Raw genomic sequence first — 13,764 nt, 5'->3', positions numbered from 1 at the left:
CAATCGCCGAAGTCTACTGATTTTATAGACTAATGCCGATATTGGAGGATGATATGGCTTACATCCATACCGAGAACACTCGCAGGACGGCAAGACGACCAGGCGGCGTGACGGCGCCCGCGGGCGCCTCGACCAAGGTGGCCGCATACGCGGCTTTTGCACTCTCATTCGGCTTCGCGTCCGCGATCGTGCTCGGGCTCATTCCCTGAACGGCTTCCCTATAACCACGGAGGGGCAGGATTTGATCTTTTCGCCGACCGTGGCGGAACCCCTGAACGAAGGAGGAAATGCGATGTCCATCAAGTTCACTTTCGTCCCCGGCACCGATTCGAACGAGCTTTCGGCGGCAGGCGCGGCGCCGTTCTTTTTTGATCCGCACGCATCGGCAGCCCTCGCACAAGTCGAGGAAGCGAGCTTTCAAAGCGTCGTGATCAATGACTCCGCCGGACTTTTGACCAACTTCAATCTGGCGGCCAAGGCGACGGCGGTGACGTCGTCGCTTCAGATTGTTCTTACGCATTGGGCAGGGGTCGTCGTCCCGGCGGTGGCGGCACGCCAGTTGGCGTCGCTCGGTGTGGCAAGCGGAGGCCGTCTGGCTCTAAGGATTCTGGCCGACGGCATTGCCGAAAACGACGTCGCTACAGATTCGCACGCGAACCATCTCGCGACCTGGCAGCGGACGGACGAATATCTGACGCTGTTGAAGAGACTGTGGTCGAACGACCAGCCGTTCGACCATGAGGGTCCGTTCTACAGCGTCCGTGGCGGGTTCGTTCCGAACAAGGGACCGCGCGGCTTCGGAACACCGATCCGGATGAGCGGGCTTTCCGGAACCTCCCTGAAGGTCGCCGGCCGGCATGCCGACATATTCGAACTGGCGCCCGGCGCGCCGGAGGAGGTACGGGTGCTGATTGCGCGCGTGCACGCCGCAGCGGCTCAGTACGGAAGGTCCGGGAAGATCCGTTTCGCAATGCCCGTGAGCTTCGCGCGCGACTGGCCGGTCAGCCGTGCGGACGCGGTTCATGCGCCCGGTCTTCCCGCGCGGTCGGCGCTTTCCCTGATCGCTTATGCCGAAGCCGGCGTCTCGGAATTCATGGTGACCGGTCCATATGATCCGGAGAAGATACGGAGATTCGGCCAGGCAGTAGCGCCGTTGCTGCGCAATTCCCTCGCTCGCGAGGAACGGCGCGCCATATCGCCCGCGCCGGGGCTGTCGGGGGCATCGACGATGGGCAGGCGGTTCCGCGCTTGAGCGTGCTCCCTCAAAGGCGGCTATCCAGCCAGTTGCTCCGCCAATCTCGCGCACTGGACCCGGATGTCGGGGATGGCGTCGATTTCGAAGAACGTGCCGCGGGTGAGCGGACCGACGGCGAACAGCTTGTCGGAGGGCGTGCCGTCCGCATCGATCACCGCGCAGTCCGGGGTCACGTCGAGGCTGAGCCGAAGCGGATCCGGGCGCGCGAGCCCACGGTTGGTCAGCGAGCTGACGACTGCGATCGATCCGGTCGAGACGTCCTTGACGATGCCGGTGCAGTCGTAGGCGACGCCGACTTCCAGGTTTTCAACAGCCTGCGACTGCCGAAGCTGCAGATTGACCGTCAGTGTTCGACCTTCCCGATGGGAACCCAGAACCCGGCCGGCAATGAGCCTGAGCCGGCCCGACCGCACCGCCTCGCTTATTCTTGCATGGATCTCCGGCGTCATCCGATGGCGGTGGATGTCCCACCACGCCTTGGTGTGCTTGAGAAAGCGGCGCTTTGCGCTCACCGGCCAACTTTGCCAGATGCGCTGATTGAAGGGCCTTAGTCCCTCGACGACATCGCGCCAGTTGCCGCCGGCCTTCTCGGTTGCGCGGACGAGGTCGCGGAACCAGCCGACAAAGTAGGAAAGCTCGGTGCCAAGCAGGATGTCCGCGCTGTCCAGCCGAATCGGGCTGCCCTTCCGGTGCGGCGAAGGCAACAGTCCGCGCCGGGACACGGCGACGATTTCGCCGCGATGGCCGCGATGCTCCAAAGTAAGCCAGGCGTCGACCATGCTCAGCCCGGTGCCGAGGATGAGCACGCGGGAATCCAGATCGATTTGTGTGTCTTCGGCCGAACCGATGCGAACTGCAAAACCCTGCTCCGATGCAGGCTCTTCGTCATGCCCGGCCGCGAGTACCGCGACATGCCCGACGATGCTCGTTCCATTGGCCAGCCGTAGCTCCACGCCGGCGGGAGTGGGCGAGACCGAGACGCCTTCTTCCTCAACGAGACGGAGTCGGTCCCGTTCACGCTCGGCGATTTCCATGAGAAGCTCCTGGAGGTAGAGGCCGTAGACACTGCGCGGCGCATAGACTGGGGAGGCTTCCTCCTTCGCCAGCCCTTTGCCCCGCAGCCAACGCCAGAATGCTCCGGGTCGTCCGCAAGCGCGCTCATGCCCATCGCGTTTACGTTGAGCAGGTGATCCGGCAGCGACGTTGAGTAGGCAATGCCAAGACCGAATGCCGCGCGCTTTTCGACGAGCGTGACCCGTAGATTCGGATCCGGAGAACGCAGAAGATGTCCGGCCAGGATGACGCCGCTTGCGCCTCCGTCGACGATGATGATGGAGTTGCGGCTGCGCTCCGTCATGAGCGCCTCCTATAGCGGGGCGCCCAGGAATCAGGCCTGATATTTCAGGGTTGCTGCTAGATCGTCGTCGTTCGCGGAGCCCCGCATTTCGGCGAGACTGCGGTTGTCCAGAACCTCTGCGATGGCGTGCCGCACTTCCAGCATCATATGACGAACTTGGCATCTCGCCTCATCGCAATCTTCGCATCGCGCGTAGCGCGTCCGGCTCGCACACGGGATCGGCGCCAGAGGTCCGTCGAGAACACGCACGACATGGCCGACCTTGATATCCGTAGCTGGACGCGCCAGGCGATATCCGCCTTCCTTTCCCTTCCGGCTCTCGACGAAGCCGGCATTGCGAAGCTCGCCGAGAATGGCGTCGAGAAACTTCTTCGAAATGTTGTTGCTGGTCGCGATGTCGTTGACGAATGCGAGTTGTCCGGTCGGCAGATGTGCGAGATGCACGAGCGCCTTGAGGCCGTACTTGCCTTTCCGGGTGAGCATTTGACGAACGTCGTCCTGGCGTGCGGCAGCGGAGTGCCGCTTGTTGAGATCGCCTGGCTCCTCGGTTCGTCCCCACCGCGCCCGGCCGTGCATCACACATAAGTCTAGTGACATGATATACAACCCGATAAACGTTGATTTCTCGTTGTTTTCAGCCCGCCGTCGCAGCTCGGATATTGGACTCCCGCACATTCGACGGGACAGGGCGACGCTGCAACAACAATGCCACCAATTGTGCGCCGGCCAGGTCTATGCGCTCCTTCACGACGTCGGTCGGTAAGCCGTCCGCAAATTCGTGATCGCTCGCAATTCGCATCGACCTCGACGACCTCGATGATGGAAAGCGCCTCATTCGACAGTTCGCCGCGTGAGAATGCCACGCCAAGGCCGGAGCCGGCATCGATGAGATCGAAAATGCTGACCCGAAGGTCGATCCGGTGCAAGGTCGCCTCCGAACCGGTTCTCCCAACGCGCGCGACTTCGACGGTGGATGCACGGTTCCGGCTATGGCCACCAGATGAGGTCTGCGATCCGGCATGATTAGGCCTCCGTTCAAAAGTCTATAAGACTGCTCGGCGAATTCCGCCCGCAATCATGGCTAGGACGAGTTGGCACACGACCCCCGCTACACCAACGAACATTGGCGGATGGAGAGCGTCTTCCTGCATCCCCTATCGCCTGAGCATTTGTCCAGGATCTCATGTCCATGACACAGAAACGGCAATTGCGGCTCGGCGCGTTCATGCGCCCCGTCAGTCTCCATACGGGTGCCTGGCGTTACCCCGGCGCCTTCCCCGATGCGAACTTCAATTTCGCTAACCTGAAGCGTTTCGCGCAGACGCTCGAAGCCGCCAAGTTCGATGCGTTCTTCATGGCGGACCATCTGGCCGTGCTCAATATGCCCATCGAGGCTCTGAAGCGGAGCCTTACCGTCACCTCGCTCGAGCCAGTCACGTTGCTGTCGGCGTTAGCGGCGGTCACCGACCACATCGGGCTGGTAGCTACCGCCTCCGCGACTTTTGATGCGCCCTACCACGTCGCCCGGCGCTTTGCGTCGCTGGACCACATCAGCGACGAACGGGCCGGCTGGAACATCGTGACGACGTCCAACCCGGATGCTGCACTGAATTTCCGGCTGGAGGATCACGTCGAACATGGCGAACGCTATCGCCGCGCCCGTGAGTTCTACGATGTGGTGACCGGTCTCTGGTACAGTTTCGCAGACGACGCATTTGTTCGCGATCAGCAAAAGCGGCCTCTATTTTGACAGGGCCAGATTGCATGTCCTTGATCATAAGGGACCGCAGCTCGCCGTGCGCGGGCCGCTCAAGATCGCCCGGCCGCCTCAAGGCTGGCCGGTGATCGTCCAGGCGGGTGCGTCGGAGGCGGGGAGGCAGCTTGCCGCCGAGACCGCAGGGGTTATATTCGCGGCCAATATCGCAGCCGGGCAGCACTTTTTCGCGGATGTGAAGGGACGCGCTGAAGAACTCGGGAGATCACGCGACGACATCAAGATCCTGCCCGGCGCCTTCGTTATCGTCGGCGAGAGCATCGAGGAGGCGCGCACCAAGCGGGCGAAGCTGGATAGCCTAGTTCACTACGAAAGCGGCATCGCTTCGCTGTCCATCGCACTTGGTCATGATGCTTCTGGCTTCGATCCAGACCAGCCGCTGCCCGATATCCCCGAGACCAACGCGAACAAGAGCGGTCGCGAGCGTGTCACCGAGCTGGCACGAGCCGAGAATCTAACGGTCAGGCAGTTGGCGCAACGGCTGGGCGGCTATTCTGGCCTTGCCTTCGTGGCGACGCCGCAGACCATTGCTGACCAGATGGAAGAATGGCTCTTCAGCGACGGCTCCGACGGCTTCAACGTCATGTTTCCCTATCTTCCCGCCGGCCTTGACGAAAGGTAGTGCCGGAACTTCAACGGCGTGGACTATTCCGACGCGAATATGAGGGGTCGACGCTCCGCGAAAATCTCGGTCTGGCACGCCCCAAGAATCGGTTTTCCGAGCAGCTGTCAGGTTAAATTAGAGAATCATGTTCGGATCATACTCGGTGGTCGAGCCGGGCGACGAGCCTGTCGCCTATCCACTGGATGCCGCAGACGAGAATGATCAGCACGATCACCACCGCGACCATGACAGCGGTCTCGAAGCGCTGGTATCCGTAGCGGATGGCGAGATCGCCCAGCCCGCCGGCGCCGATCGCGCCCGCCATGGCCGAAGCCCCCACAAGCGTCACCAGCGTCACGGTGAAGCCCGCGACGATGCCGGGCAGCGCCTCGGGCACCAGCACCTCGCGTATGATCGTCCAGCGGTTGCCGCCCATTGCGCGTGCGGCCTCGATCAGCCCGTGATCTACTTCGCGCAGCGATACTTCCGCGATGCGGGCGTAGTACGGAGTCGCCGCGATCGACAGCGGCTGGCGACGAGCGCCAGCCCGAGCGGCAGGCCGGCCGCCAGCGAGATGAAGCCCGACGCGGCGGTCATCAGCACCGTTTCCCAGAGCGAGCGGAAAAAGCAGTTCAATCATTACTGGCGACATAGCCAAGCACCTCCACACGGGCGCCGTGGCCTGCCAGAAAATCGGTCACGCGCGCCACATGGTCTGCGCCGCTGGGGATGCCGAGGAACAGACTACCCACCGGCTGCCTCTGGATATGGTCGATGCCGCCATGGATGAGGCGGAACGAGCCCGGGATGGTGGCGGTAAGATCGGAAAGGAGAGGGCCGCTCGCCGCTTCTCCCGCGACATCGATCCTGAGGATCGCTTCCTTGCCGGCCGAGGGCGAGAGCCTGGCCGCGATCTCGTCGGGCAATTGCGGGCGGATGCCGCAGAGAAGGCTTTGTGTGATGGGCGACTGGGGATCGGCGAAGACCGACCAGACAGGACCTTCCTCGACGATGCGGCCGGCATCGATCACCGCCACCCGGTCTACGATGGAGCGGATCACCTCCATCTCATGGGTGATCAACAGGATGGTGAGCCCGAGCCGCCGGTTGATGTCCTTGAGCAGTGCAAGGATGGAGCGGGTGGTCTCCGGGTCGAGCGCGGAGGTCGCCTCGTCGGAAAGCAGCAGCGCGGGGCGGGCCGCCAGAGCCCTGGCGATGCCGACGCGCTGCTTCTGCCCGCCTGAGAGCGAGGACGGATAGGCTTTTGCTTTCTCGGAAAGTCCAACCAGATCGAGAAGCTCGGTTGCCCGTGCTAGGCGTTCCGCCTTCGGGCGTCCCTCGATCTTGAGCGGCAGCGCAACGTTGTCCTCGACGGTCTTGGCTGAAAGCAGGTTGAAATGCTGAAAGATCATGCCGATGCGCCGGCGCAGCGGCTGTAGTTCGCGCTCGCCGAGCCGGGCAATGTCGCGTCCCTCGATAAAGATCTGCCCCGAATCCGGACGCTCCAGACCATTAAGGCAGCGGATCAACGTCGATTTGCCGGCGCCACTGCGGCCGATGATGCCGAGGATCTCGCCCTTGCGAACGGTGAGCGAGACCCCGTCCAGAGCGGAAGTCGTGCCGAATCGGCGCTTCAGGTCTATCAAGCGCAAAACGTCTTCGGGCATACCCGGGTTGACGTGGGGAGTTTGTTGCGCGTCTGCAGAGAAATGCTGGTTCAAAATGGATTCCTTCGGCGTCCAGGCGGCGTATTGCAGGACCTACAGCGCGGCGGGCGCCCGGGCCGCCGCGGGGCGCCGGCGGCGTTGTAAGAAAACCCCCCCCCGGGGGGGGGGCCCGGGGGGTTGGGGGGGGCCCGCCTGCCTCTTTTCACATAGCCAACCGGAGTGGCGGGCCGCAGGTCAGTAGGCGCTGAGTCCAGTACCCTTGTAGACTCGTTCGAATTCGACCTTCACCGTATCGTTCTGATAAGACTCAACCAGCGTCTTCACCCACGGCTCGTTCTCGGTGCCGGCCTTTACCGCGATGAAGTTGCGATAGGGATTGTCGGCGATCGGCTCCTGGGCCATGCGGTTTTCCGGTGTCAGGCCGCTCTTCAGTGCCCAGTCGGTGTTCACCACCGCAGCGTCGAGGTCATCGATGGAACGGCCGACGATGCCAGCGTCCAACTCCTTGATTCTATGTTCTTCGGATTCTCGGCGATGTCGGCGGTCGTCGCCAGAATACCGGTACCGTCCTTCAGCTTGATAAGCCCTTCGTTTTGCAGAAAACGCAGCGCACGGCCCTCGTTCGACGGGTCGTTTGGCACGCCTATCACGGCGCCTTCCGTCAAGTCGGCAACCTTCGCGTATTTCTTGGAGTAGAGCCCGATCGGCCATACGCCGGTGTAGCTGACCGGCACGATGTGATAGCCTTGCGTCTTGATCTGGTTATCGAGATAAGGCTCGTGCTGGAATGCATTGGCGTCGATCTCGCCGCGCTCCAGCGCCTCGTTGGGCTGGGTGTAGTCGTTGAAGACGACGGTCTCGATGGTCAGGCCGCGCTTGTCGACCTCTGTGTGACCACCCGCCAGACATCCTCGTCTCCGCCGCTGATGATTCCGACCTTGATCGCCTTCTTTTCCTGCGCGAACGCCGGCGCCGGCGCAGCGATGCCAACGAGCGCGATTGCCGAAGCGATGAATGCGGCAAGGCCGGCGCGCCTCGTAATCGCCTTGGCAAGAAGACGATGCGGCGGTTTTGTAAACTCAGTCATGATGTTTCCTTGAAATCAGCCAGTTGAGGCGAAGGGATGGCACCGCACGGTGCGCAACCTCACCAGCATCCTCCAGGATAGCTGCCGTCTCAGCAAAGTACGAGGTTGCCGTAACAGTGCGAAGCCGGGAATATCGTCTCAAAAATTCCGCTGCGAGTGGCAGAATAGACCTCGTCTTCGCAATTGCGAGAAGGCCCTTGAGAAGAGAGCGCAGCGCAGCTGACTTCAACCAAACACAATCCTTGGAATGGCTTGTGCATAGCCGATTCCAACTCAATCACGTTTGCCGGAGAGAACATGCTGGAAAAGTTCGAACGCTATCCGCTCACCTTTGGGCCTACGCCCATCGAGAAGCTCGACCGCCTCGGCAACTATCTGGGGGGAAAGGTGGAACTCTACGCCAAGCGCGAAGACTGCAACTCCGGTCTCGCGTTTTGGCGGAAACAAGCTACGCAAGCTCGAATACATCATCCCCGACGCGATCGCGTCAAATGCCGACACGCTTGTCTCCATCGGCGAGGTGCAGTCCAACCACACGCGGATGGTCGCCGCGGTCGCCGCCAAGATCGGCATGAAATGTCTCCTGGTTCAGGAGAGCTGGGTACCACATGAGGACTCTACGCGCATCTCGGCGGCGGGCCGGCCATCAACGGGTACAGCTACACCTTCCGCAACGGCTGACGCTCGACAGATTGCGATTTCGCCGTCCTGCCGTGCCGGCGATGCGCCCAAAGTTCGTTCGAGGCCGTTTAGCCGGCTCTCTGGCCAAGAAGAACCAGCATTCTGAGGCGGTCGCGCGGCCGTCCAGTGCATGCGGAGGCTGCTCGCCGCTCGGGCTGGGGCTCATTGCAGAAAATCTGTCAGCTATGGTCCCTCAGCTTATGGCCGCGCTCTTGGACGGTCGGAACTGAGCGCCCACAGGCTTTCGGGCCCAAGCCTGGAAGATGCGCGGGCAAGAAATTGTGGTATCCGGCCGCGCAGCAAAGGCGTCGAGCTCGGCTGTGACACGACCGACCTCGTCGCTGGTGGCAATACCCGATGACGTCAGTGCGTTAGCGATTGCCGAGAAAGTAAGCATCGGAACCTGCTTGACGTCCCCTTGTCGGCCGTATGGCTGCGCCAGTGCTGAGTCGACATCCGTGAACCCGACGCCTTCAAGGAGGCGGACAAGCCTGCGCCCGATGAAAGGATCGGCGCCGCGCTGACGGGCGGCTTCGACGTAGAGCTCAGCATAGCGGTCAAAAGCCGGGCAGGGTGGATCGCAGAACTGACTGCCGTAGTCGATGTCCTCAGTAACGATCGCGCCGCCTGGCAGAAGCGCCTCCCATGCCCGTTCGAGGAGTCGTTCAGGATCGGCGAGATGCGTGAGCACGAAGCGGACATGAACCAGCGCGGCTTCGTTCGCCGGCCAGGGATGGAGTATGTTCGCGTTGTGAAATTCTATATTGCCAATGGCGCGCGCGGCGGCTTCTTCGCGCGCCAGCACAAGCTTGCTTTCGTCGAAGTCAATGCCGACGACGCGGCCATTAGCCCCGACCCGCTGCGCCAACTCGAAGCATACGTCTCCGCCCGCGCAGCCGGCGTCGATCACGGTGGAATCCGAAAGTGGCTCGAAGCGATTAAGCACCGATTGCGTTGAAGCCGCCAGTACGCGCGAAATGACAGCAAGGCGCGCCCGGCCCTCTTTACCCCCTCTAATCATGTAGGAGTCGGAATCCCTTACTGCCATCGCCATAGCGGCCTCCCTTTATCATGTATCATGGTTGACGGTGCCTCTCGGGCACCCAAGGATATTAATAGAAGCGTTTGCGGAGTATCCGAAACCGAGTGATCAAAAGCCCGCGGCGATTGGTCTGGTACGGGGCGACTCGCCTTCACCGGCCGAAAGTACCATCTGGATCGTAGTGAGCAAGCTTTCTAAGAGGCCTCTCTGATTGGGGTCGTTTAGGTCAAGCTACTCCTGCACTTTTTCTGGACCGTCCCGCAGGTCACTCGCTTCTCTTCGCGGTCGGCGCTCTGGCCGCCACATGATGGGGTCAGGAGAGCGAGGCGCCTCAATCTGTTTCACGACCTTGCCGAGTTTTGACCGGCAGGTTCGGGACTCTCAACGAGATCGCCTCGCCCATCGTCCCCACGGAACGATTCAGGCATCACCCTTTCGGGCAAAAGCTTTGTTCGTGTTGCGTGTTCCTTTGATTGGTCTCGGTTCACGCCGCCAGCGCGGCAGGCTCCTTTCCAAAGCGGAATTCGGTTGCCTCGGCCCACATGCGATGCAGGATGACCGCCAGCTTGCGTGCTACCGCCACACGGGCGCGCGCCATGCCGCCGCGCCTCGCGATGTTCATGCCCCAGGCCCTGAGGCTGGACCATTTCTTCGTGCGCACCAGCAGCGTGTGGGCGGCCTAGTAGAGGGCGGTGCGGGCGAGTTCATCGCCGCAGCGGCTGATCTTGCCCTGGATGTCGGTCTCGCCGGACTGGTAGCGCGCCGGCGTCAGCCCCAGATGCGCCCCCACCGCCCGCGAGGAGCCGAACCGCTCCGGCCGGTCGATCGTGGCGCGGAAGACGAGCGCGGTGATCGGCCCGACGCCCGGCGTGCTCATCAGCCGCCGGCAGACTTCTTCATTGCGGACGATATCGAGAACCTGCTTCGTCAGGCGGGTGAACTCTCCCAGCATGACGGCGAGGATCGCAAGAAGCGGCTCCATCATCGCCATCATCTGGGCGTCGGAGCCGGCCAGTTCCCGCACGCGGCTGGCAAAAGCACTGCGCGACGGCAAGCCCAGTTTGACGCCGGCCTCGCGCAGCATCGCCCGTACCACGTTCTCGATCGAACGCATCTCGTTCAGCACCGTGCGGCGGGCAACCAGCAGCGAGCGCCAAAGCCGGCATTGCCGGCTCTTCACGTGCACCTGCCGATACCAACCAGTGCGCATGATCTGCGCCAGCGCGCGGGCGTCATTGCGATCGGTCTTGTTGGGCATCGTCTTCATCGCCGCGTTGGCCTGCCGCGTCTCGATGCAGGTCGCCGGCAAGCCTTCGGCGTGCAGTCCATCGTGAAGTCAGGCCGTCAGCGAGCACGCTTCCAGGCCGATCCGCTCAAGCGGCAAGCCGGTCCCCTTCAGCGCTTCACACAACGCCTGCGGATGCTCAACGCTCTCGCCTCCTTCACGATCCGGCCAGTCTCGTCGACAATGCAAATAGAGGTCTCTTCCAAAGACACGTCCAGTCCGGCAAAGTACTTCATGGCTGCTCCTTTCAAATGTTTGTGGCGACTCACATCGACCACGTTTTCACATTTCGACAGGAGCAGCCGCCATCATCTGGCTCGGCCGAGACCCCAATCACCCCATCTGTTTTGAAAATCGGGTTTCGTCTGAGGCTGGGTTATGATTCAAGCTGTGGATGTGGACAAAGCAGAGCCGTGGCCGGATGGCCCAGATCGCCAAGAAGACCAAGCGGCCACGGCCCTTGCAGCGCTGCCAGGCAGCAATGTAGGTGTAGCGCCATGACCGGCGATTAGTTTGCGCCCGTCGGGACCGGAAAGCTATTCATGACAGATTTTTTCCTCTTCGCCATCGTCGGTTACCTCGCGCAGGCGGTCGACGGCGCGCTCGGCATGGCTTACGGCGTGATTTCGTCAACGACGCTGCTGGCCTTTGGGGTCTCGCCGGCGCATGCTTCAGCCGCCGTTCATGCCGCGGAACTCTTCACCACCGCCGCCTCCGGTTCCTCGCATCTCTACCACCGCAATGTCGACTGGGGGCTGTTTTGGCGTCTAGCTCCATTCGGCATTCTCGGCGGCTGCCTCGGCGCTTACGTGCTGACCTCGTTCGATGGCGACATGATCAAGCCGTTCGTCACCGGCTATCTCGGTCTGGTCGGCGTTTGGCTGGTAATCCGGTCGTTTTGGAAAATCCCGTCACGCCCGGTGCCTGGCCGTTTTGTAGCGCCGCTCGGCGCGGCCGGCGGTTTTCTCGACGCGGCGGGCGGCGGCGGCTGGGGGCCGATCGTCACCACCGGACTGCTCGGCGCCGGCGGGGCGCCGCGCTACGTGATCGGCACGGTCAATGCGAGCGAGTTTCTGATAACGCTTGCTGTTTCCTTGAGCTTCCTGCTGGCGCTGTTAACCGGCCGGTGGGATGTCATTGGCGGCGCAACCTCCAGCCTGGCGTCCATTCTCGGGCTGATCGTTGGCGGTTTGTTCGCGGCTCCGCTTGCCGGGCTGATGGTGAAACGGCTCAACGAGCGCGTGCTGCTGCGAAGTGTCGGTCTGCTGATCTTCGCACTGGCAGGTTATCAGACGGCGCAGATCATCGGTGCGTTTTGATGCTGAGCGGTATTCGACGCTGCATGTCTGCAACACAGATTGGGCAATGCACCATGACCGGCTACGAGAAATTTTCTGACTAGGCGGGCCTCGCGTAACGCGCTGACGCTGCCGATATGGATCGCGGCCGTATTAGCCGCCGCGGCGACCATCCACTGAATTTTCTGAAGAAAAGTAAACCGGCGGAGTTTCATGCTGCAAAAGGAGGGATGGGTCCTCCGCCGGTTCAGCGGGAATCCGGGGGAACAGAGTTGCCAGCGCGGCTAACACAATACTGCTTCGATTGTTCCGGAGGTCGAATGGCTGCATGAGCTAAAGTTCGACGGTTATCGCACACAGATCCATATCGCCGGAAAGAAGGGCGGCATTTCACTCGCCGTGGACATGACTGGACCGGAAGCGCACTCTTGACCTGACCGGCAAAGGTCCGCATTGGCGTCATGACCCGGTTCCGGTGAATGTCGGCTCACATGACGATGCTGAGGTCAAGAGACAATGTTAAGGCGGCATCGTGTTCTCCGATTACCCGTACGGTCGCTTCGATCTCGATTTGAACAGCCGCATCGATTTCGAAACGGTCGAGCTTAAGGCAGGCGACCGAAAGGATGTTGCAATAATCTGTCGCAGAAATGCTGAATTTAAGTGAGAATTTTGCGACAGATAGTCCGCTTTGTGGAGCAAAGCGGCCGTCGGACTCGGGGAGTTCCGGCTATCGCCCAACGGCAAACGCTGAAAAGTCGAAGGTATTCACATAATCGCGGAATGCGGCCTGCGCCTTGGACTGGTTCTTCAGGTTGGGAAAGATCAGCATCATTTCATAGGGTGGAATTTCCCAGCCCGGGAGCAATTCCAGGAGGCGGCCGGCCGCGACGGACGGCTGGCACACATAAGCGGGAAGGAGTGCGACCCCGCCGCCCGCGATGCAGGATTGCAGCAGGAACCCCATGGAATCCGAGGTCGCGGCTGGCGGCGGCCGCAGGACCATCGGTGTGTCGTCCGACGAGAACACCCATTCGGGCTGCGCATCATGCACCAGGCAGCGGCGATGTAGAAGATGGGTCGGTTCCCGAAGAGGACTGCCAGCCGCCAGATAGGCTGGGGCGGCGACGAGAACCCGTTTGATCGAGGAGACACGCCGCACGATCAGGTCCTGACCTGTGCTCGTGCCAACGCGAAAAGCGAAATCAACCCGCTCGCGGATGACGTCGAGATGCCGGTTTGTGGCGATTAGTTCGACCGCAATCCGGGGAAACTGCGTGGTAAATCCGTGTAGAAAGGTCGGCATGAAATAGGTGGCTGTTACCTCCGGGCAGGTGATCTTCAGCGTCCCGACAGGCTGTTCCTTGAGATTGGTCATTGCCATGTTCGCGGCCGAGACCTCTGCGCGAACGCGGCGGCAGTATTCGAGATAGACCTGGCCGCTGCCGGTGAGGCTTACATGCCGTGTGGAACGGTTGAGGAGCCGCAGTCCCAGCCTTGCCTCGAGCTGGGCGATGCGCTGGCTGACGGTAGATTTGGGCATCCCGATCCGCCCGCCGGCACCGGTAAAGCTGCCCGTTTCCGCGACCTCGGCAAAAGGATCATGTCGTTCACGCTGTACAAAGCGACGCATCCTCTCTCGTGTCGTTGCTCATTGTACAATAACACGGACAAAATTTCCGTATGATCGGAATTGTTGGAACGTTCTTGGCTC

Annotated in this window: 7 protein-coding genes and 6 pseudogenes; 5 read left to right on the top strand and 8 right to left on the bottom strand. The window is 61.7% G+C overall.

Translation table 11 applies throughout. The features are described from left to right. The first annotated feature begins 53 nt into the window (after positions 1–53). Positions 54–209: a hypothetical protein gene (locus NKH05_RS30835; RefSeq protein WP_023803099.1), complete on the top strand. Its 156-nt coding sequence runs from the start codon at positions 54–56 to the stop codon at positions 207–209. A gap of 83 nt (positions 210–292) precedes the next feature. After that, positions 293–1,252 (top strand): LLM class flavin-dependent oxidoreductase, encoded by a 960-nt coding sequence (locus tag NKH05_RS30830; protein WP_353017609.1) that lies wholly within the window; start codon positions 293–295, stop codon positions 1,250–1,252. A 20-nt stretch (positions 1,253–1,272) separates the two neighbouring features. Here NKH05_RS30830 and NKH05_RS30825 read toward each other — a convergent pair. Beyond that, positions 1,273–2,612: pseudogene (locus NKH05_RS30825) on the bottom strand (FAD/NAD(P)-binding protein). Positions 2,613–2,642: 30 nt separating this feature from the next. Continuing rightward, on the bottom strand, positions 2,643–3,095 hold the full coding sequence (locus NKH05_RS30820) for an RrF2 family transcriptional regulator (protein WP_353017626.1): 453 nt from the start codon (positions 3,093–3,095) through the stop codon (positions 2,643–2,645). Positions 3,096–3,801: 706 nt separating this feature from the next. On the opposite strand from NKH05_RS30820, the pseudogene NKH05_RS30815 reads away from it, so the two are divergent. Further along, positions 3,802–5,124, top strand: a pseudogene (locus NKH05_RS30815) (LLM class flavin-dependent oxidoreductase). Positions 5,125–5,144: 20 nt separating this feature from the next. On the opposite strand, the pseudogene NKH05_RS30810 reads toward NKH05_RS30815, so the two are convergent. The 3 genes and pseudogenes from NKH05_RS30810 to NKH05_RS30800 all read right to left on the bottom strand — a co-directional run bounded on the left by NKH05_RS30810 (position 5,145) and on the right by NKH05_RS30800 (position 7,744). Then, a pseudogene (locus NKH05_RS30810) lies at positions 5,145–5,642 on the bottom strand (methionine ABC transporter permease). Further along, entirely contained in the window at positions 5,623–6,711 is a 1,089-nt protein-coding gene (locus NKH05_RS30805) for a methionine ABC transporter ATP-binding protein (RefSeq protein ID WP_502913289.1), read from the bottom strand. The pseudogene NKH05_RS30810 and the gene NKH05_RS30805 overlap by 20 nt, the downstream one beginning before the upstream one ends. A 180-nt stretch (positions 6,712–6,891) precedes the next feature. After that, positions 6,892–7,744 (bottom strand): annotated as a pseudogene (locus NKH05_RS30800) (MetQ/NlpA family lipoprotein). 297 nt (positions 7,745–8,041) lie between these two features. Between NKH05_RS30800 and NKH05_RS30795 the strand changes: the two are divergent. Continuing rightward, positions 8,042–8,363, top strand: a pseudogene (locus NKH05_RS30795) (pyridoxal-phosphate dependent enzyme); the annotation flags it as partial. 255 nt (positions 8,364–8,618) lie between these two features. On the opposite strand, the gene NKH05_RS30790 reads toward NKH05_RS30795, so the two are convergent. Beyond that, on the bottom strand, positions 8,619–9,479 hold the full coding sequence (locus tag NKH05_RS30790) for a methyltransferase domain-containing protein (RefSeq protein ID WP_353017796.1): 861 nt from the start codon (positions 9,477–9,479) through the stop codon (positions 8,619–8,621). A 472-nt stretch (positions 9,480–9,951) separates the two neighbouring features. Then, positions 9,952–10,988 (bottom strand): annotated as a pseudogene (locus NKH05_RS30785) (IS110 family RNA-guided transposase). 306 nt (positions 10,989–11,294) lie between these two features. Here NKH05_RS30785 and NKH05_RS30780 point away from each other — a divergent pair. Beyond that, positions 11,295–12,071 (top strand): sulfite exporter TauE/SafE family protein, encoded by a 777-nt coding sequence (locus NKH05_RS30780; RefSeq protein ID WP_353017794.1) that lies wholly within the window; start codon positions 11,295–11,297, stop codon positions 12,069–12,071. A 709-nt stretch (positions 12,072–12,780) separates the two neighbouring features. Here NKH05_RS30780 and NKH05_RS30775 read toward each other — a convergent pair. After that, positions 12,781–13,683, bottom strand: coding sequence for a LysR family transcriptional regulator (locus tag NKH05_RS30775; protein WP_353017792.1), 903 nt, complete (start codon positions 13,681–13,683; stop codon positions 12,781–12,783). Positions 13,684–13,764 lie beyond the last annotated feature (81 nt).

Origin of the sequence: Mesorhizobium sp. M1399, from assembly GCF_040317735.1 — a bacterium.
Classification (GTDB): Bacteria; Pseudomonadota; Alphaproteobacteria; order Rhizobiales; family Rhizobiaceae; genus Mesorhizobium.
Note: the sequence above shows the minus strand (reverse complement) of the source record. Positions and strands in the feature narration are given on the sequence as shown.